Origin of the sequence: Streptomyces lycii (assembly GCF_009735685.1) — a bacterium.
In the GTDB taxonomy this organism is placed as follows: Bacteria; Actinomycetota; Actinomycetes; order Streptomycetales; family Streptomycetaceae; genus Streptomyces; species Streptomyces lycii.
In genome coordinates, this window is the sequence record NZ_WHPN01000283.1 from 47,141 (window position 1) to 67,813 (window position 20,673).

The following is a 20,673-nucleotide window of genomic DNA, read 5'->3' on the forward strand; positions in this document are numbered from 1 at the left end:
TCGCAGGGCGCGCGCTGAGGGGCGGGCCGGCCACTCACGGCTCCCGGGCCAGCCGTTCCCGCAGCGCGTCCCGGTGCGACTCCGCGTCCGCGCGCGCTCCCGGGTCCGCCTCCGGGTGGCCGGCCAGCCATGTCTCCCAGTGGCCGACCGCGCGCCGCACCCGGTTCTCGTAGGCACCGCCGGGGTCGGCCGGGGCGGCGGGGGCGTTCTGCCGCAACCGGTGGGACACGTGCTGGAGCAGGGTGGGCGCGTTCCGGTCGTCCGGCCACTTGTCCAGCCAGTCGAGGGCCGCCTCCAACACCCGGTCCAGGGCCGTCACACCGTCCGCGGCGTCCGACTCCGTGACCGGTACGCCGCCGAGTTCGCCGTCCCGCAGCAGTCCCAGCAGCAGCTTGATGGCGTTCTGGGTGCCCGGGGTGCGCGAGGCGAGCATGCGGTAGCCGAGCGACGACGCGTCCCGCCGCAGGTCCTGCGGCAGCGGGCGGGCCGCGAGGACCGGGGCGAGCAGCTCGAAGGCGCGGGTGGTGCGGGTGTGCATGCCGCACCAGGTGACGCACGTCAGATGGAGGTTCTCCAGCGTCGCGGCCTCCAGCCGGTCGGCGCCGTCGAGCAGCCGCCGCAGCACCTTCATGGCGTTGCCCGGCAGCCCGGCGTCGGCGAGCACCCGGCAGGCACGCGCCACGAAGCGGTTCCACTCGGGCTCCGCCTGGCGCCGGTACGTCAGCATCGTGTCGACGAGATGGTGTTCGGACTCCGTGGCCAGCAGATTCGGCGTGACCACGTTCACCACCCGCTCCGCCAGCAGCGGGCGGTCCTCCGGCAGGGTCCGGGGGTTGCGCAGCGCGGCGGCCAGCAGCCGCAGCGCGCTGCTCTGCCGGGGATTGGCGTCCACCCAGACGGGCACCTCGGCCAGCGCCTCCCGGAACCGGCCGCCGGTCAGCGGGTGGCTCAGCAGGGAGGTGAGCACGAAGCTGGTGTGCTCGCTCAGCGTGTGGCCGCGCAGATAGCCGAACGTGGCGGTGAGCAGCCGTTCCGTGAACTCCTCGTCCAGCGTCCGCTTGGCCAGCAGGGGCGGCAGCAGCGCGCGGGCCACCGTCGGGACCGGCCGGGACTCGTAGAGCTCCAGGGCCGTCGCCGCGTGCCGGCGCAGCTCCTCCGGCCGGTCGTCGAGCAGCTTGGTGCGCAGCAGCGCGCCGAGGACGCCGACACGCTGCTGGCGCTCGCCCGCGGGTCCGGCGAGCCAGCGCACCGTGCGGTCGGCGATGTCCTCGCACTCCTCCGGGGTGAGCATGGCGTCGGCCCGGGCCCTGGACTTGCGTGCCTTGGTGAGCAGCGGTTCCAGGACGAGGCCCGCCTCGCGGGTGTCGGTGTGGAGTTCCAGCCACGCCCAGGCCCGCTGGACGGCGGCCGGGGTGGCGTCGCGGCCCGGCAGGTCGCGGCCGAGCAGCTCCCCGAGGACGTAGCCGGCCTCGACGCTGAGCCCGTGGCTGTCCTCGTGCTCCAGCCAGGCCAGGGAGTCCTGTACGGCCTGCTTGAAGATCGCGCCGGGCAGGTCCCGGCGCAGCCGCTGCCGGCGGAGCACGGGTTCGTACACGTAACTGGCCGATTCCGGTTCTCCCGGGGCGACCGTGTCCAGCAGATAGCGGGCGGTGGCGGCCAGTTCGCCCCCGGTGAGTTCCGGACGCAGCACCAGCGTGGGCGCGACGAATCTCGCCTCGGGGCGCCCGGCGTGACGGCGCAGCCAGCCCCGGGCCCAGCCGACGGCCTGGACCGCGCGGGGGTCGCCGTGCGGCAGGGCCACGCCCTTGGCGGTGTCGAGCAGCCGGTCGTACACCCGTGAGGCGTCGATGCGGTACGGATACCGGGTCAGGTGCTCGAACATGCGGTCCGCGCTCCACTCGCCGAGTGAGGGGTCGCGGTTCTCGGTCGGCAGCACCCGGTGGAAGGTGTAGGCGGCCTCGGGGTGGGTGGCGTTGGCGTCGAGCCAGGCCAGCAGGTAGTTCCGGCCGTACGACGGGTCCAGGTACGCCTTCGCGGCCAGCAGCGCGTGGCGGGCTCCGGGGTGCTGGTAGTAGCGGCGGATCCAGGGAGCGACGATCCGCTCCGCGTGCCGCCGGATCACCGGCTGCCAGGCGGGGCCGCGGAGGAGGACGAGCAGCGCACGGCCCTCGGAGTCCTCGAAGGTGAGTTCGCCCAGCCGCTCGATGTGCTCGTCCGCCCAGGCTTCGAGGGCGCGGGCCAGGAGTTGCCGGGGCTCCTCCGCCAGCGCGTCGTGGAGCCGACTCATCGCCCTCGCGACGTTGCCGAGGGTCTGGGTGTTCCTGAGTCCGGCCGCCAGGACGGTGCCCAGCTCCGGCTTGCGTACGCCCTTCCGGCCGCGGTCCAGCAGCAGCACCCGGGACAGCAGCTGGTCGGTGTACAGGCCGTGCACCACGCGGATGGTGTCGCGGCGCTGCTGTGTCACGCCGACGTCGCACAGGATGCCGATCAGCGCTTCGGCTTCCTCCTCGGCGTTCGCTTCCGCCCCGGCGTTCGCTTCCGCCCCGCCGCCGGTGAGCGCGGCGACCAGCTCCGAGCGGGGCCGGGGCGCCGCGGCGACCGTCCGGGCGACGTCGACGAGCTTCTGGTGCGTCCGGCCCGTACGGATCGGGGATCCGCGCTCGGCCGGTCTGAGCCGGAGCAGCTCGTCACGGTCCAGCACGTCCCGCAGCCACACGGTGAAGTCCGCGTCGATGGGGACGACCTGGCTCAGGTCCCGCCCCCGCTCGTGCTCCCCCGCGTAGTAGCCGGCCAGCAGCAGCGCGATGACCGGGGGCCCGTCGCACAGCCGGGCGATCCGGCGTTCGCCGTGCCGGTCCGCGGCGGCGGACGCCAGGGTGCGCACCGCCGCACGCCGGATGGAGTCGTGGTGCGCCCGGTCGACGGGCACCGCCGTCCTGTCGAAACAGTCCAGCAGCGGCCGGTCGTGGCCTCCCTCCAGAGCGGGCACCAGTACGGCGAACTCCGCGCCGCCGCCCCGGGCGGCCGACCGCACCCGCGCGACGCCCTTCTCGTCGTCCACGAGATGGTCGAACTCGTCGGCGACGACGAGGATGCTCCGTCCGTACGGGCCGACGCTCTCCCAGACCTCCTTCAGGGACGCCTCGCCCACGAGATGCACGACCAGCCAGCCCTCCCGGTCGGCGCGCGCGGCGGTCTCCAGGCACAGCCGGGTCTTGCCCGTCCCGGACGGCCCGTGCAGCACCACCCCGATTCTCGGGTCCCGGGCGTCCCCGGCCGACTCGGTGAGGCGGGCCAGGAGGTTCCGCGGGGAGGCGGGGTGCCCGTCGCCCGGGTCGACGAACGGCACCCGGTGCGAGGTCAGGGGGGACGGATCGGTGGCCATCGGGTCCACGGCCCAGTGGTGGAGCGCGAGCTGCCCTCCCGTACGGTCCCAGCCGTCCGCGGGCTCCAGCCGCAGCCGGGGATCGACGTCCTCCTCGTCCAGCAGCTCACGCCATCGCGGGTCGTCGACGGCGTCCAGCCCGGAGATCTCGTGCTCGCTGACACCGGTCGACAGGACGTGCTCCCGGAACACGCCGACCAGCAGCCCGGTCCCCTTCGTCAGGACCGCCGCCCCGGACATGCCCTGCCAGGGACTGTCACCGGGGGCGCCGGAGGCGGGGGTCGCGTCGAGGCGGATCCGCAGCGCGCCCGGAGAGCCGGTCTCCGCGGTGCGTACGACACACGGCACGTCTCTTCTGCCCCGTACGTCCTCACCGGTGTGCCGGTCCACGTACCGGGTGTGCACGGGGTGGCCCATCGCGCGGGCCGTGACGTCCCCGGACCGCGACCGGTCCACCCGCCCCAGGCGCAGGGGTGCCACCGTGGTCCGCGGGGGCTCGTCGAACCGCAGCAGGGCGACGTCCGCGACCGTGTCCTTCCACACGCACTCCGCCGTCCGGAAGTCACCGTCGCCGCCGAGGTCCACCCGCACCGGGCCGCCCACGTCGACGACACCGACGACATGGGCGGCGGTGATCACCAGGCGGTCCGAGATCCGGTAGCCGCTGCCGAAGTCGTATTTCGCGGTGCCCTTCCGCTTCGCGACCGGGATCTCCGCGCAGATCCGCGCGACCCGGCCCGGCTGGGGGGCGGTGTCGGCCGTATTGGGCAACAGGCTCACTCCGGCCCCCTCACCGCGGCAGTTGGTCCAGCCGGTCCTTCGTCCTCACGGGTTCACCGTTCACCGTGCGGGCATCGAGCTGCACCCGCACCGTCTGCACCTCTCCGGCGCTCTGCGACCGCTTGGCGCCCGCGGAAATCACATGGACCTTGATCCCGCCGTCCACGTCGTTGCTGCGGGTGAGCGTGGTCTGCAGCTCCAGCTCCAGCGATGTGACGCCCAGCCGGACGGGTCCGCCCTCGGCCTCGGCCTCCTCGACCGCCCTGGCCAGCTCCCGGCGTACCGCCCCGAGCGCGGCCGCGAGGCCGATCTCCGTGCCCTCGTCCTGCGACGACCCCATGAACCCCCCAAGTCACGGCTGCTGCTGCCGGGTTGATGCTATCGATGACGCCACCGGCGGCGGGGCGCTTCGCACAGATCCTCACGGACACACAGATCCTCACGGACGCGGGACGCGGGACGCGGGGCACGGGACGCGGGACATGGAGCGCGGTGCGCGCGCGGTGCGCGGTGCGCGGGACACGGTGCGCGGTGCGGTACGTCCGCAGCGCCGTCACGCCGTCCGGCACCCCGGCCCCCAGCGTTCCGTACGGTCAGCTCCGCTCGGGCAGTTCGCACCACACGGTCTTGCCGCCCGGGCTGTCGTCCACGCCCCAGCGCCGCGCCACCGCGTCGAGCAGGAACACCCCCCGCCCGTCCTCCTCGCTGTCGGCCGCCCGCCGCATCACGGGCCAGGCGTACGGCTGCCGGTCGGTGACCTCCACCCGCGTGCACCCGTCCGTGTGCGTCAGCCGCAGCGACACCGCGGTGCCCTCACCGACATGGCCGATGACGTTCGTGAGGAGTTCGGTGACGCACAGCTCCACGTCCGGGCAGCGGCACCCGAGATGTTCGCGCACGGCCCACCGGGCCTCGGGTACGGCCTTGGGGACGGCGGTCAGTTCGAGGAGGAGCGGGCGTGCGGTGAGATGCATGGGTGGTGCGCCTTCCTGTGCGTTGTGTTGCGGTGCGTGATTACCTGGTTACACAGTGGCGTGAACCGGCGTACCGTAGAAGGGTTTCGGGTTCCACGGCACAGCGTGTGGAGGAAGGCGGCCCACGTGGGTCCACGCAAGGACATCGACGGCTCGGCGAGCGTCCCGTCGTTCTACGGCAAGGAATTGCGCTGGAAGCGGGAGAAGGCCGGACTCACGCTCCAGGAGACGGTCGAGGGCAGCTTCTACGCGCCGAGTTACCTCAGCGAGATCGAGCACGGCCGGCGGCGCATGCCGGAGGACCTGGCGCACCACATCGACCGGGCGCTGTCGACCGACGGCTTCTTCGGCCGCCGCTGCGAGGACGTCCGCAAGGCGAAACGAAGCGGCCACGCCGGGTACTTCGAACGCGTACTGGAGGCGGAGAAGCACGCCCTGACCATCGAGGAGTGGTCGCCGACCGTCATCCCCGGCCTGCTGCAGACCGAGGCGTACGCCCGCACGGTGGTGCGGGCGACACACCCGCTGGCGCCGGACGACGAGGTGGACACGAAGGTCAACGCCCGCCTGGCCCGCGCCCGCCTGTTCGAGGACGACCACAGCGTCCCCCAGTATTGGGTGGTCCTGCACGAGTCGATCCTGCGGCAGCCTGTGCTGTCACGGGACGAAGCGGCTGCCCAACTGGGACGCATCGCATCGCTGGCGCGGCACAGCCGCATCCTTCCACAAGTCCTCCCGTGGGACTGTGGGCCACACCCCTTCATGCTCGGCACGGCCAAGATCCTGACCTTCGCCGACGCCCCGCCGCTCGCCTACACGGAGTCGCTGCACAGCGGCGACGTCATCGACGATCCGAGCCTCGTGGCGGATTACCGAAGGTCGTACGATCTGCTCAGGGCCGCCGCACTGCCGCCGGAGGCGTCCCTGAGCATGATCGAGGCAACGGCTGAGGAGTTCCGACATGACAGGCCCCGAGACTGACTTGCGCGCCGCTGTCTGGCACAAGAGCAGCTACAGCAACGGCTCCGGCGGAGACTGCGTAGAGATCACCGACCACGTGCCCGGCGTCGTCCCGGTCCGGGACTCCAAGGCGCCTCAGGGCCCCGTCCTGCTCATCCCCGCCCCCAGCTGGTCCGCCTTCGTCGGCGCCCTGAAGAACTCGGACGCACCCACGGCCTGACTTCCACGACGGTCCAACCCTGCAGCGCTGCGTGCTTGCCACTCTTCGTTTTCTTCATCGGGCGCAGGAGGTTGTGCGTCCGATGAAGATTTTTCGCCATCACTCTGCTTGCCGCTGCGCTTGCAGCTCCAAGGAGAAATCCCGGCCGCCGTGGTACCGCTGCATCCGAGCGCGAGTTCGGTGTGACCGAACTCGCGGGCGAACTCGGTCTGTCCCGTACCGCCCGGCCTGAGAGAGCTACAGCGCCTCCCTGCCCGGAAACACCAGTCCTGACCGCCGAGGAGACCAGCTCGTGACCGCGGAGGAGACCAGCTCGTGACCGCGGAGGAGACCAGCTCGTGACCGCGGAGGAGATCAGTTCCTGACCGCCGAGGAGATCAGCGCGGATTTGCCGGAGGTTCGGGCCCTGATCGATCTCGCGGAGAAGACGATCCCCCACATGCCTCGCCTCTGACCGGCGACCGCGCGTCGCCGACGAGCGGGGCGAGAGCGGTTCGCAGGTCCTCCGGGCGCCGGTAGTGGACAGCGGTCATGCCCGCCTCCCGGGCCGCCGCCACATTGACCCCGGTGTCGTCGACGAACAGGCAGCGGTGAGGGGCCGCACCGACGCGGTCGGCAGCCGTGCCGTAGACGCGGGGGTCCGGCTTGGCGACGCCGATACGGGCCGTGTTGACCACGACGTGCGCGAGACCGGCCAATCCCTGCCCGGCCAGGTCCGCCTCCAGGCGGGTGGTCGCATTGGACACGAGGGCCACCTTGGCGACCTCACGGGCCCGGGTGAGCAGGGCGACCACGTCCCGGTCGACGGACGGCACCTGCGCCGACCACGCGGCCACGGCGGACCGGGCCCGGTCCGCCGAACCGCAGGCCAGGGCCAGCGCGTCGGCCACGCCGGAGCGCCACTCCTCGTCCGAGACCCGACCGGTGACGGCCGGCTGCAAGCGCTCGGGCGCGAAGGCGGCCGCCGCGAAACACCCGGCGGGCAGACCGTGGGCCCGCTCCAGGAGGTCCGCCGGCGGCCAGTGCCGGAGGACTCCGTCGATGTCGCACAGCACGGCCTCGTACACCGGACCCGTCATCGTCGGCACACCTCCGGACCGGCCGGCCCCCGGGCGGTCCCGCTCACCGCTTCGCGCTCACTGCTTCGCGCCCTCGGCGAGTGTGTGCGCTACCAGCGCGTTCGCATGGCCGTGCCCCATGCCGTGCTCGTTCTTGAGCAGGTTCACCAACTCCATGTGCTTCGCCGGCATCGCCGCACAAATCAGCTCTTTCCACTCCGCGACCGGGCGGCCGTACTTCTTCTCGATCGCGGGGAAATAGGCGGCGGGCCCCTTCACCCGGGCCGGGGCCTGCGCGGTCGCCGTCGCGGCGCCCGTCGAGCCGCCCGTGGTGCTGTCCGCCGAGCTGCCCGTCGTGTTGTCCGCCGAGCCTTCGGCCGTGCTGTTCGCCGAGCTGCCCGTCGTGTTGTTCGCCGTGCTGTCCGTCATGTCGCAGTACCCCCTCCTCGTACGGATGACGCGAGCCGCACCGGCCCCCCGGGCACACCGGCTCCCGTCCTGATGCCCGTATCGGACCACACGCCACTGACAACACCCGGGTCCGGTGCGCGCCTTCGCCCGCCCAACCGGACCCGGCGCCACGGGGCCCCCGTCCGTGTCCGGATCTCGCCCCAACCGTTCCGTGCATGTCAAGGAAATGTTGCGAGACGCGTTTACGGATCAACGAACCGGGGCTACTTTTTATATGGGAGCGCTCCCACTCGGTCACCTGCTGGCCGCACCCGCTCCGCTCCTCCGTCACCCCGCAGCAACCGGGAGCGCGTCCCCGCCCGTCGGCACCCCGTCCCAGGGCGAGATCACTAAGGAGACCCCCACATGGCTACCGGAACCACCACGCGGAGAAAGACGACGCTCCGCTCACCCCGCTTCCTGACCCTCGTGGGCGCGGCGACGGCCTCGCTCGTCATGAGCCTCATGCCGACGAACGCCTCCGCCCACGGCGCCACCATGGAGCCCGGCTCGCGCACCTTCCACTGCTACAACCAGCTCGTCGAGAGCGGCCACCAGACGCCCTCCAACCCCGCCTGCGCCGCCGCGGTGGCGGAGGACGGCGCCACGGGGCTGTACAACTGGTTCGCCGTGCTCGACTCCAACGGCGGCGGCAAGACCACCGGTTACATCGCCGACGGCACGCTGTGCAGCGGCGGCAACCGCGGCCCGTACGACTTCTCCGCGTACAACGCACCCCGCGCCGACTGGCCCAAGACGCACCTCACCTCGGGCTCCAACATCCAGATCAAGCACAGCAACTGGGCGCACCACCCGGGCCGCTTCGACGTCTACCTCACCAAGCCGGGCTTCTCGCCCACCAAGAGCCTGGGCTGGGGTGACCTGGAGCTGATCCAGAGCGTCACCAACCCGCCGCAGGCGGGCGGCGCGGGCTCCAACGGCGGTCACTACTACTGGGACCTCCAGCTGCCGCAGCGTTCCGGCCAGCACATCATGTACATCCACTGGATCCGTTCGGACAGCCAGGAGAACTTCTACTCCTGCTCCGACGTCGTCTTCGACGGCGGCAACGGCCAGGTGACCGGCTGACGCAGAGGCGTCTTCCGGACCGACCGCACGAACGGAACAACGAGGTGCCCCGCCGGCGACCCGGCGGGGCACCTCGCCGTGCACCCAGCCTCACTCCGCCGTGCATCTCCCTGCACGTCACCTGCCGTCCGGCATCCCGCGAAGACCCCGCCCCGATGCCGTACGGATAAACAAAAATCCCCGACCGCGCATTTGACGGCCGGGGTATTTCTCTGCGTATATTAAGGGTTTCCATGCCCAGTTGAGAACAATGCATGGAGAAGCTTTATGAGGCCATCATATCCGGGCGGGAGTCGCATTGTCAAACGGCAAGAATGAGGAATTGCGTCGCGAGCAGGAATTCATGGACCTGCTCCACGACCGGCTCACCGAGCTGCGGGCCGGGGCGGAGGCCGCTGTCGCCGAGGCCATGACTCCGGGCGGGAACACCTACCAGGCCCGGCTGGAGCGGGACATCCTGGTCGCCGAGCGCTCCGGGCTGCTGGCCGCGTTCAACTCCGGTGAGCACGGGCTCTGCTTCGGCCGCCTCACCTACCGGGACGGCCGGGACCACCACATCGGCCGTATCGGAATCCGCCGTGACGACGCCGAGCGCACACCGCTGGTGATCGACTGGCGGGCCGAGGTCGCCCGCCCCTTCTACCTCGCGACCGGGCACACCCCGATGGGTCTCCGCCGCCGGCGTCACATCAGCTCCGAGAAGGGCCGGGTCACCGATCTCCAGGACGAGCTGCTGGACCTCACCGACCCCGAGCGGACCGGGCACGAGGCCAGTGACGCGGTGCTGCTCGCCGCGGTCGACGCCGCGCGCACCGGGCGGATGCACGACATCGTGCAGACCATCCAGGCCGAACAGGACCGCATCATCCGCGCCCCGCACCACGGCGTCCTCGTCGTCGAGGGCGGCCCCGGCACCGGGAAGACCGTGGTCGCGCTGCACCGGGCCGCGTACCTGCTGTACGCGCACCGCGAGCAGCTCGCCCGCCGCGCCGTGCTCGTCGTCGGCCCCAACCCGGCGTTCCTCGGCTACATCGGCGAGGTGCTGCCCTCCCTCGGCGAGACCGGCGTCATGACCGCCACCCCGGGCGAGCTGTTCCCGGGCGTGACGGCGACCGGCACGGACACCCCCGAGGCCGCCGAGGTGAAGGGCCGCACGGAGATGGCCGACGTCCTCTCCCGGTTCGTACGGGACCGCCAGACGCTGCCCGAGCCGGGGACCGTCATCCCGCACGAGGACGGGGACCTGCTGCTCGACCCGGACATCGTGACGCTCGCCCGGCACCAGGCCCGCGAGACGCGGCTGCCGCACAACCTGGCCCGCCCGCACTTCGCCTTCCAGATCATCGACGCGCTGACCGCCCAGCTCACCGAGCGCATCGGCGCCGACCCCTACGGCGGCCCCAACCTTCTGGGCCCGGACGACATCGCGCAGCTCGGCACGGCCGTCGCCGCCGACCCGGCGGTGCGGTCCGCCGTGGAGGAGCTGTGGCCGCAGCTCACCCCGCAGCAACTGCTCGCCGACTTCCTCGACGACCCCGTGCACCTCTCCGAGGCCGACGCGGCCGCGATCCGCCGGCCGCGTGCCGAGTGGAACGGCGAGTGGACCACCGCCGACGTACCCCTGCTCGACGAGGCCGCGGAGCTGCTCGGCGAGGACGACTCGGCGGCCCGCGCGGCGGCCGAGGCGGAGCGCCAGGAACGCGTCGCGTACGCGGAAGGCGTGCTCGAACTCTCCTACGGCTCCCGCACCCAGGAGTTCGAGGACCGTGAGGACGAGGACTCCGAGGTGCTGGCCGCGCACGACCTGATCGACGCGGAGCGGCTCGCCGAGCGGGCCGAGGAGGCCGACCACCGCACCGCGGCGGAGCGCGCGGCGGCCGACCGCACCTGGGCCTTCGGCCACATCATCGTCGACGAGGCGCAGGAGTTGTCGGCGATGGCGTGGCGGATGCTGATGCGGCGTTCCCCGACCCGCTCGATGACGCTGGTCGGGGACCCGGCGCAGACCGCCGAACCGGGCGGCTGCGGCTCCTGGGACAAGATCCTCGCCCCGTATGCCGAGGACCGCTGGGAGCACGTCCGGCTCGGCGTCAACTACCGCACCCCGGCTCAGGTCATGGAGACCGCCGCCCGGGTGCTGCGCGCCGCCGACCCGTCCTTCGAACCGCCGCGTTCCATCCGCTCGACGGACGCCCGGCCGTGGGCGCTGCGCACCGGGGACCTGCCGGGCGCGGTCGCGGACGCCGTGACCCGGGAGGCCTCCGGCGAGGGGCGGCTCGCGGTGATCGCCCCGGACGCGCGCCTGGACGCCCTGGCGAAGGCGCTGCCCACGGCCTCGTGGGGCCCGAACCCGGACCTGACGAACCCCGTGGTCCTGCTGGGCCCGCGGCAGGCGAAGGGGCTGGAGTTCGACACCGTGCTGGTGGCGGAGCCCGCCGAGTTCGGGACCAGCGACCTGTACGTGGCGCTCACCCGGGCGACGCAGCGGCTCGGCGTGCTGCACACCGGCCCGCTGCCCCCGGGGCTCGCGGATCTGCCCGTGCCGGAGAGTGCCGTACCGGAAACTCCCGCACCGGTGACTCCCGTACCGGAGACCGCGGAGCGACCGGGGTGAACCGGCGGTCCGCCGGGCGCGTCCGTCCGGACATGGAGCAACAAGGGAGTCCGGCTCGTTCAACTCGGTCGGGCCGGTCGGGCCGGTCGGGCCGGTCGGGCCGGTCGGGCCGGTCGGGGCGGTCGGGCCGGTCGGGCCGGTCGGGGCGTTCTACGGCTCGTACGGCTCGTAGGGCGAGTCCGCTGGGGGCCACGGGGTGTGTCGTGTCGCTGCTGGCCGCTTTCGCCGGCCTCGGCGCGTGGCTGTCCGGGTCGGGGGCTCATCTGCGGGGCGGCTTCGAGGGCGAGGGGCGGGATCTGAGCGTCCTGTACATCGAACTGCCGCTCATGGTGCTCGGGATACCGGCCGCCGCGCTGGCGGCCTCGCTGCTGGCGGGTGCCGCGCTGGGCGGCCGGGCCGGGCGGAGGGGGCGCGCCGCGGCGTCGGGGCTGGCGGCGCTGGTGGTCGCGGCGGTGCTGACCTGGGTCTGCGCCGGCTGGCTGGACGCCACTTCCCCGGTCCGGCCGCAGGAAGGACTTCTGGGCCCGGGGGCCGGGACGGTGTGATCGGGGTGGCCGGGGCGGCCGGGGCGGTCGGGGCGGTACGGCCCGGGTGAGCGCCGGGGACGGCGGCCGGCGGGTGGGAGTGGCGGTGTCCGGGGCCGGTGGCCGGCGGGGTGGGATCGGGGCGGGCGGCCGGGCGCGGCACGGGCGGCCGCCGCTCCCCGCCGGCCCACGACGTTTCGGCGTCCCGGCCCTACGGATCGGCGCCCGGCGCGCCTATCGTAAGGCGCCATGGGGGATGAAACGCGATCGCCGGATCACGGAGCGTCACAATACGGCGGGTCACCGGGGGACGAGGAGACCGCAGGGACCGAGCGGGCCGAGCGATTCGACCCGACCGACCGGGCCCACCGAATCGAGCGGACCGACCGAAGCAACCGGGCCGGACCGGACGACCGGACCGTGCGGATCCGGCCGGAGCCGGACGAGGGCACGGTACGGATCCACCGGCCCGCGCCGCCGGGTCGGGCGGCGGACGGGAAGACCGTGCGCATCGCTCCCGCGGACGGGCCCGCACGGACCGGTCCGGCCGCGGCGGCGGGCGAGGAGCCCGTACCGACCGGCCTCGCGGCGGGCGAGGAGCCCGTACGGCCCGCTCCGTCCGAGGAGACCGTCCGGCCCGGACCGGACGACGAGACCGTACGCGCCGTTCCGCCGACGGACGGGGCGACCCTGCGCATCGGTCCGCCGACCGGTCCCACCGCTGCCACCCCCAACGCCGCAGACACCACCAACACCACCAACACCGCAGACACCGCCGACACCGCCAACGCCGCAGACACCGCTGCCACCGCCGACACCGCCAACACCGCAGACACCGCTGCCACCGCTGCCGCGGTGCGGGACGAGCGCGACCTGTTGTCCCTGCCCACCCTCCCCGTCCCCGACCCCCGCCACCTGGTCAGCCGCGACGCCTCGTCCCCGCCGCCCCTCGCCCGCCACCGGCCGCGCGGCGGCGACCCGGACGACCGCGCCCGGCGCGGCGCGGGCCCCGCGGGAAGGCGCAAACCGCCGCTGCGCCCCGGAACGCTGCTGGACGGCGGGCGGTACGAGGTGACCGGCTATCTGGCCCACGGCGGCCAGGGCTGGATCCATCTGGCCGAGGATCTCCGGCTGGAGCGGCGGCCGTTGGTGCTGAAGGGCCTGCTCGACCCGCACGACGAGACGGCCCGGCTCATCGCGCTGGAGGAGCGCAACCATCTGATCGCGCTCGACAACGCCAACATCGTCCGCATCCTCGACTACGTCACGCACCACCCGGAGACCGGCGGCGCGAGCGACGGCGAGAGCGGCGGTCCCGGGGACGAGGGCTGCGGTGCGGGCGGCGGTCCGGGCGACGAGAGCGACGGTGCGGGCGGCGGTGCGGACGCCGGAACCAGCGGTGCGGCCAGCGGTCCGGTCCCCGGAACCGGCGGTGCGGGCGCCGGGGGCGGCGCGGCCGAGCCGACCGACTACATCGTGATGGAGTTCGTCGGCGGCAAGCCGCTCCAGCAGATCATCGACGAGACCCGGCAGGGCGCCCGGCCGCTCGGCCCCGGCGAACCGCTCACCCTGGAGCACGCCGCCCGTTACGGCTGCAAGATCCTCCAGGCGCTGGAGTACCTGCACGGCAAGGGCCTGCTGTACTGCGACATGAAGCCCGAGAACGTCATCCACCACGCCGACCGGGTCAAGGTCATCGACCTGGGCGCGGTGCGCAGGATGGCGGACACCACCACCCCGTCCATCGCGACCAGACGGTTCGCGGCCCCCGAGGTACGCGCCGGAGGGCTGCCGACCGTCGCGCACGACCTGCACACCGTCGGGGTGACGCTGCGGGTGCTGGCCGACGCCTGTGAGGACACCGGCGGATCCGGCGGCGGCTCCCGGGCCGGCTCACCGCGCGGCGGGCCCCGGGGAAACGCTCCGCGCGGCGCGGCCCCGGACGCCGCGCCACCCGCCGACGCGCCGCCCGCCGCAGGGCTCGGCCCGGAGTCCTTCCGGCGGCTCGTGGACCGCGCCACCGAGGCCGACCCCGCTCGGCGCTTCGCGTCCGCCGCCGAGATGGGCCGCCAGCTCCAGGGCGTGCTGCGCGAGATGGTGTCCCTGCGGACCCGGACCTCCTCCATCGAGCCGTCCGCCCTGTTCGAGCCCAGTCCCACGCTGCTCGACGCGGGCCTGGGCTCCGTACCGCCCGTCGACCGGTGGACGGAGGGCGACGCCGGTGCCCCGTGGACGCCCGCGCCGCCGCTGGGCAGCGGGCGTCCCGAACCGCGGGAGGTCGCGGCCGGGTTACCGGTGCCGTATCCGCGCGCGGACGACCCGGCCGTCGTGCAGCTGCGGTTGCCCGCCTCGCAGGATCCGCGCGGTGTCGTACGGCAGCTCGAGGCGGTACGGGTGGCCAGCGTCGAGGTGAAGCTGCGGCTGTGCCGGACGCGGACCACGCTGGGCGAACTCGACGAGGCGGAGCGGCTGCTGGCGGAGGCGGCACGGCAGGCGGCGGCGGAGACGGAGGCCGGCCACGGACCGGAAGGCGGCCCGGGAGGCAGGACGGCGGGCGGCCCCGACCGCCCGCCAAGCTTCGGTGAACGGGGCGGTCCCGGCGAACGGGGTGGTCCCCGGGAACGGCACGGTCCCGGCGAACGGGGCGGCGCGGGCGGGGCCGGGGGCGGGATCGGCTCCGGCCGGGACGACTGGCGGATCAGCTGGCACCGCGGACTGCTGGAACTCGCCCGCGGCCGGGTGCAGACCGCCGAGGCCGCCTTCGACCACGTCTACAGCGCGCTGCCCGGTGAGTACGCCCCCAAGCTGGCCCTCGGCTACTGCGCCGAGCACCGCGGGGGCACCGACCGCGCCGCGCTGCTGTACGAGGCCGTCTGGCAGCGCAACCGGCAGCAGGGCAGCGCCGCGTTCGGCCTCGCGCGTACCTGCCTCGCGCGCGGTGACCGGCGGGCGGCGGCCGGCATCCTGGACGGAGTGCCGCCGGCCTCCCGGCACCACGACGCGGCGGCGGTCGCGGCCACCCGGGTGCGGGCCGCCCGGCTGGCCGTCGACGGCAGCCTGCCCGGCCGGGACGACCTGCTGGAGGTCATCGCGCGGCTGCCGAAGCTGTATCTGGACGGCGGCGCGGAGCACGGTGACGAGCGGACCCGGCTGACCGCGGAGATCCGCGGCTGGGCCCTGGACCGGGCCCGGGAACCCGGAGCCGCCCGGGACACGGCCGGGCTGAGCGGTCCGCTGCTGGGCACCCCGCCGAGCGAGCAGCGGCTGCGCAAGCTGCTGGCGGGCTCGCTGCGCGCGCTGGCCTGGCTGCCCGGCACCGACCGGCGCACCCGGGAGCTGCTGATCGACCGGGCCAACCAGGTGCGTCCCTGGACGCGCTTCTGACATGGCCGGCAACCGGGGCACCCGGCACTACCTGGAGCGGCGGCTCGCGCTGCTCCTCACCCTGATCGCCCTCTCCCTCGCCGCCCTGCTCACCGGCTACCACGGCGTCCACCGCGCCCCCGGCGAGCTGCGCGGCGGCACCGCCCCCGCCATCCTGGAGACCGCCGCGGCCCGCACCGCGCTGCAGAGCGCGAACCTGGCCGCGCAGCAGAACCTGACCGGCGAACTCGCGGACGTCGTCGGCAAGGGCGAGGACTACCGCACCCAGATATCGGCCGCCGACCAGAGCCTGTCCAAGATCGTCGACCTCTCCGCGGACGCGGGGCACGGCGAGGTGCTGCCGCCCGTGCGGGGCCAGTTCAAGGCGTACACCGAGGCCGTCGACAAGGCCGCCGAGCACCGGGACGACCCCGATCTGCGCGACTTCTACCTGGAGAACGCGCAGACCATGCTGGTGCGCGAGGGCACCGGCATCCTGCACCAGCTGGAGCAGCTCCAGCGCGACCAGCAGCGGGTGATGGTGAACCGGACGTCGTTCGGCCCGGTGCTGTGGACGGTCTGGGGTACGGCCGTGGCGGCGCTGCTCGCCCTGGCCGTACTGCTGGTGCGGACCCAGTTGTCGTTCCGCCGCCGGTTCCGGCGCCGGTACAACGTCGGTCTGCTGGCGGCGACGCTGCTGCTCGGCGCGGCGGCGCTGCCCGCCATCGGCACGTACCAGACCCAGCAGCGGCTCGACTCCGCCCGCGTCCACCTGGAGTCGGTCGTCGAGGAACAGCGTCCGGCCGAGCGGGCGCGGCGGACGAACACCGGGGAGCTGACAGAGATGCGCAAGACCATCAGGGACGCCTCGCGGCAGGTCCGGGCGGACCTGCTCGACACGGACGCGCGGGCCAGCGCCATCGACTGGATCTGGTTCGGCGGCTGCGTGACGGGGGTCCTCGTGTTCGGCGGGATGCAGATCCGGATCACCGACTACCGGTTCCCGCGGCGATGAACGGCGGTACGGAGGGCCGGGAGACGGTCGGGGCCGACGCGACGACCGACGCCACCAGCGACGGGGCCGACGCCACCACCGACACGACCGGCACGACCGGCACGACGGCCAACGGGACCGACGCCACCACCGACACGAGCGACACGACCGGCACGACGACCAACGGGACCGACGCCACCACCGACACGACCGGCACGACCGGCACGACGACCAACGGAACCGACGCCACCACCGACACGACCGACGCGAGGACCGACAGGACCGACGCCACCACCGACGCGGCCGTGCGCAACCGGCCAGCTCACTCCGCGAGTGCGCGGCCGTCCCCATCGGGGTCCGGCACCGGCTGGAGAACGCCTGCTCACGCGGCACGCACCCGGCCCGCACACTCCGCACCTACGCGGCCCCCTCGTTCCGTACGTGCCCGGCCCGGCCCGCCCGCCCGTGTGCCGCGCCGCGCGGCGCCCCGGCGGCTCCTGCTGCTCTGCCTCGCCCTCGCGCTGGCGGTCACGGCGCTCCCGGGCTGCGGCGGCCCCACCGGCACCCAGCGCGGCGTCACCATCCTCGCGCCCTGGACCGAGGAGGAGGCGGCCGCCTTCGAAGCCCTGCTGGACCAGTTCACCGACCGCACCGGCATCGAGGTCAACTACCAGGGCACCCCGGCCCAGCGGGAGGTGCTGCTGTCCGAGGTGCAGGCGGGCACCGCCCCCGACCTGGCGGTCATCCCCGGCCCGGGCGAACTCGCCGACTACGCCCGCAACCGCGACCTGATCCCGCTCGACGGCATCGCGGACCCGGGCGAGTACGACGAGCCGTGGCTCGCCCGTCCCGCGGGCGAGGAACACACGTACTGGCTCCCGGTGAAGGCCGATCTCAAGAGCATCGTCTGGCACGAGAAGGGCGCGCAGCCCGAGCGGTTCGCCGACGACCCGGCCCGCTGGTGCGTCGGCATGGGCGCCGACGCCATCTGGGGCTGGCCCGGCAGCGACTGGATCGAGGACATCCTGCTCCAGCAGTCCGGCACGGACGTCTACGAGAAGTGGGTCACCGGCAAACTGCCCTGGACGTCCCCGGAGGTCCGCCGGGCCTGGACCACCTGGGGCGGGTTCCTGACGCCGGACGGCGCCCGGCGCGCGCTGCTCACCGACTACCGGGGGCCGGACGGCGGCGACGGGCTGCTGTTCGACCCGGACGCGGACTGCGATCTCGAACACCAGGGCTCGTTCGCCCGGGTGCACATCTACCACGACCGCGCCGATGAGACCGACTTCGAACTCTCCTCCGAGATCCTGCCGCGCGCCCGCAGCTCCGCGCGTCACCGCGAGGTGTCCGGCGACTACGTCGCGATGTTCCAGGACTCGGACGAGGGGCGGCAGCTGATGGCCTTCCTGGTCTCCGCCGACACCCAGCGGACCTGGGCGGAGTCCTCCCGGACCCCGGTGTTCTCCGCCAACAGCCGCGTCACGCCCGCCTCGTACGGGGACGAGGTGGACCGGCGGATCGCCCGCGAGCTGCGGGAGGCCGACGCGCTCTGCCTCGACGCGTCGGACGCCATGCCGCCACCCGTGCGGAACGTCTTCCACCAGAAGATCCTGGAGTACCTGGCCGACCCCGGGGACGTCGACACCGTGCTGGAGGATCTCCAGCGGCTCCAGGACAGCCTGGACCCGGCGGAGACCTCCTGGCTGTCCTCGGTCTGCGGCTGAGCCCGGCGGGCGGCCGCGGATGCCGGCACCGGCTCCCCGCCGCCGTTGGGAGCGGAGGCCGGCCGCGGGACGGCCCGTGTCGGCTTCCCGGGTCCCGCGACCGCACGCCCGCCCCGCTCAGCCGGTCTCCGGGCAGGGCGTGCCGCGCGGCAGTTGGTACGGGGCCGCCAGCCGGTACGTACCCGGGCGCGGCGCGTGCAGCACCGTCCACTCGTCCTCCGGCTCCCCCTCCTCCACCGGCGCCGTCTCCTCCTTGGTGACGCAGCCGTGCAGGTTCCGGAAGCCGTTCCCGGACGGGTTCACCTCCGGCGGCTCGACCCCCTCCCCCTCGCTGTTCACCAGGCCCAGCCACGGCGAGTACGGGATGCGCAGCCGCACCGGCCCCGCCGACTTCACCGTGATCACCAGCTCGCCGGCGTCCGCGCGGCGGGCCGAGGCAGGCGGCTCGGCCAGCGGGGTGGGGTCCTCGACGGCGTACAGCCGCCAGTTGGCGTCGGACCACACCAGGTCGAGATACGGCAGCCCGGCGTCGACCAGCTCGGCCTCCCGCTCCCCGCCCTTGTCCATCTCGCCCTCGGGCAGCACGACGTACCGGACGGCCCAGCGGCGCAGCCAGTCACGGTACTTCTCCGCGGTGAGCGAGTCGTCGTAGAAGTGCGGGTTGCGTTCCAGGTCGGCCTGCCGGTTCCAGCCGCGCGCCAGATTGACGTACGGAGCGAGCGCCGACGCCTCGCGGTGGCTGCTGGCCGGGACCACCTCGACCCGGCCCCGGTCGGAATCCAGCCGGTCCAGCCGGTCCACCAGCGGCGCCAGCTCCAGCGCCCACGCGACGTCCGGAGTGGTCCGCACGACGTCGCCGATGGTGTTGCCGATCTGCCAGCCGGTGATCACGACGAACCCGGCGACGAGCGTGTACCAGCGGCGGGAGCGCGGCACCGTCCAGGGCAGCGCGGCCAGGAACACGACACCCGCGAAGATCAGCGAGAGCCGGGTGATGTTGCTGCCGACCTGCGAGTCGATCAGCCATGTCAGCAGCACCCCGATGCCGTAGACCCCGGACACGATGCGCACCGTGCGCCACTCGCGGGGCACCAGGGCCACCGCGATCACGGCGGCGGCCAGCGGCAGCGCGGCGCTGAAGACGGACATCGGCTGCGTACCGGAGAACGGGAACAGCCAGGCCGACAGCCCGACCACCACACACGGCGTGACGCCCAGCGAGTACGCGGCGGGCCGCCGCCGGTCGAGGAACAGCGCCGCGGCCACCACCCCGAGGAACAGCCCGGCCACCGGGCTGCCCGCCGTCGCCAGCGCGGACAGCAGCGCTGCCGCGCCCGCGCGCGCGAACTGCCAGGGACGGGCGCGCCAGGTGCGCGGCCAGCAGAACACCATCGCGACCGCGCCCAGCGCGAACATCATGCCCAGCCCGAACGTCACCCGCCCCGACACCGCGTTGCAGGTCAGCGCGAACGCCCCGGCCAGGGACGGCCACAGGGGGCGCTTGACGCCGCTGCTGCGCAGCAGGATGAAGGCGAGCAGCCCGCAGGAGATCGTCCCGGCGATCATCATCGTGGTGCGGACACCGACCACGGACATCAGATACGGCGAGACGACGCTGTACGAGACGGGGTGCATCCCGCCGTACCAGGAGAAGTTGTAGGCGGAGTCCGGGTGCTTGCCGACGAACTCGGCCCAGGCGTCCTGCGCGGCCAGGTCACCGCCGCTGTTGGCGAACACCTGCACCCAGAGCAGGTGCAGTGCGGCACCGACGACGAGGGTCACGACCACGGGGTGCGCGGCGAAACGCCGCAGCCGGAGAACGGGCCGGGGGCGGCTGTTGGGGGTGAGGCGGCTCGCGGGCCGGGGGCGGCTGTCGGATCCGGGGCGGTTCTTGGGGGCGGGGCGGCTGTCGGATCCAAGGCGGCTGTTGGGGGTGGGGCGGTTCGCGGGGTCGGGGCGGCCCGCGGGGTCGGGGCGGCCCGCGGGGTCGGGGCGGCCCGCGGGGTCGGAGGGCGCGGGCTTACCGGTGTCTCCGGGGTCTCCGGTGTCCCCGGTGTCCCCGGTGTCCCCGGTGTCGCCGATATCTCCGGGTATGAGCCGGGCGGGCTTTTCCGTGTCTCCGGGTGCGGGCCGCGACGTCGGCTTACCGGTGTCTCCGGGTGCGGGCCGCGGCGCGGGCTTCACGGCCCCGACGGGGGCGGGGGGCGCGGGCTTCCCCGTGTCGCCGGGCGGGCGGGGGCGGGGCGCCGGTATTCGGGGGGCGGGTGTCCGACGGGGGCGGGAACTCCGGTGTCCGGACCCGCCGTCGGCCGCTTCCCGCGCCGGGGCTCCGCCCGCTCCGTGTGCCGGTTCTCCGGCCGGGCCGTGTTCCCGGGCTTGGCCCGGAGCGCATGCCGGGCCGCCGCTCGTTCCGGGTATCGCGCCCGGGTCCGTACCGCGCGCCGGGGTTCCGTCCGGCCCCGGCCCCGCGGCCGCCTCCGTGCTTCCGGCCAGGTGTCCGCTCCGGCCGTCGCCCTCGGCCCGCGTCGGGTCCAC

At 73.8% G+C, this 20,673-nt stretch carries 13 protein-coding genes and 1 pseudogene; 8 read left to right on the plus strand and 6 right to left on the minus strand.

What is annotated here, in order from left to right:
* Positions 1–34 precede the first annotated feature (34 nt).
* From GCU69_RS15250 to GCU69_RS15260, 3 genes are all read right to left on the minus strand, one after another.
* Entirely contained in the window at positions 35–4,165 is a 4,131-nt protein-coding gene (locus GCU69_RS15250) for a serine protease (RefSeq protein WP_156206348.1), read from the minus strand.
* A gap of 10 nt (positions 4,166–4,175) precedes the next feature.
* The gene (locus GCU69_RS15255) at positions 4,176–4,505 is read right to left on the minus strand and encodes a trypco2 family protein (protein WP_235978494.1); all 330 of its coding nucleotides are present in this window, start codon (positions 4,503–4,505) and stop codon (positions 4,176–4,178) included.
* A 253-nt stretch (positions 4,506–4,758) separates the two neighbouring features.
* Positions 4,759–5,139: an ATP-binding protein gene (locus GCU69_RS15260; protein ID WP_098754825.1), complete on the minus strand. Its 381-nt coding sequence runs from the start codon at positions 5,137–5,139 to the stop codon at positions 4,759–4,761.
* A gap of 126 nt (positions 5,140–5,265) precedes the next feature.
* Between GCU69_RS15260 and GCU69_RS15265 the strand changes: the two genes are divergently transcribed.
* Positions 5,266–6,120, plus strand: a complete 855-nt coding sequence (locus tag GCU69_RS15265; RefSeq protein WP_098754824.1) for a helix-turn-helix domain-containing protein — start codon at positions 5,266–5,268, stop codon at positions 6,118–6,120.
* The gene (locus GCU69_RS15270) at positions 6,101–6,319 is read left to right on the plus strand and encodes a DUF397 domain-containing protein (protein WP_156206349.1); all 219 of its coding nucleotides are present in this window, start codon (positions 6,101–6,103) and stop codon (positions 6,317–6,319) included. Before GCU69_RS15265 ends, GCU69_RS15270 begins: the two co-directional genes overlap by 20 nt.
* Positions 6,320–6,696: 377 nt before the next feature.
* On the opposite strand, the gene GCU69_RS15275 is transcribed toward GCU69_RS15270, so the two are convergent.
* Both GCU69_RS15275 and GCU69_RS33735 read right to left on the minus strand, forming a co-directional pair.
* Positions 6,697–7,398, minus strand: coding sequence for an HAD-IA family hydrolase (locus GCU69_RS15275; RefSeq protein WP_156206350.1), 702 nt, complete (start codon positions 7,396–7,398; stop codon positions 6,697–6,699).
* A gap of 57 nt (positions 7,399–7,455) precedes the next feature.
* Entirely contained in the window at positions 7,456–7,656 is a 201-nt protein-coding gene (locus GCU69_RS33735; protein WP_156206358.1) for a DUF4287 domain-containing protein, read from the minus strand.
* 537 nt (positions 7,657–8,193) lie between these two features.
* On the opposite strand from GCU69_RS33735, the pseudogene GCU69_RS15285 reads away from it, so the two are divergent.
* The 6 genes and pseudogenes from GCU69_RS15285 to GCU69_RS15315 form a co-directional block, all read left to right on the plus strand.
* Positions 8,194–8,913: pseudogene (locus GCU69_RS15285) on the plus strand (lytic polysaccharide monooxygenase auxiliary activity family 9 protein); the annotation flags it as partial.
* A 325-nt stretch (positions 8,914–9,238) separates the two neighbouring features.
* Entirely contained in the window at positions 9,239–11,530 is a 2,292-nt protein-coding gene (locus GCU69_RS15290; RefSeq protein ID WP_156206351.1) for a HelD family protein, read from the plus strand.
* Positions 11,531–11,733: 203 nt separating this feature from the next.
* Complete coding sequence (locus tag GCU69_RS15300; RefSeq protein WP_156206352.1) at positions 11,734–12,075, plus strand: hypothetical protein; 342 nt, start codon at positions 11,734–11,736, stop codon at positions 12,073–12,075.
* A 483-nt stretch (positions 12,076–12,558) separates the two neighbouring features.
* On the plus strand, positions 12,559–15,438 hold the full coding sequence (locus tag GCU69_RS15305; protein ID WP_156206353.1) for a tetratricopeptide repeat protein: 2,880 nt from the start codon (positions 12,559–12,561) through the stop codon (positions 15,436–15,438).
* A 1-nt stretch (position 15,439) separates the two neighbouring features.
* On the plus strand, positions 15,440–16,432 hold the full coding sequence (locus GCU69_RS15310; RefSeq protein ID WP_098750881.1) for a hypothetical protein: 993 nt from the start codon (positions 15,440–15,442) through the stop codon (positions 16,430–16,432).
* Positions 16,429–18,138 (plus strand): extracellular solute-binding protein, encoded by a 1,710-nt coding sequence (locus tag GCU69_RS15315; protein ID WP_156206354.1) that lies wholly within the window; start codon positions 16,429–16,431, stop codon positions 18,136–18,138. Before GCU69_RS15310 ends, GCU69_RS15315 begins: the two co-directional genes overlap by 4 nt.
* A gap of 117 nt (positions 18,139–18,255) precedes the next feature.
* Here the strand turns inward: GCU69_RS15315 and GCU69_RS15320 are convergent, their stop codons facing one another.
* On the minus strand, positions 18,256–19,920 hold the full coding sequence (locus tag GCU69_RS15320; protein WP_408055809.1) for an MFS transporter: 1,665 nt from the start codon (positions 19,918–19,920) through the stop codon (positions 18,256–18,258).
* Between the last annotated feature and the right edge of the window lie 753 nt (positions 19,921–20,673).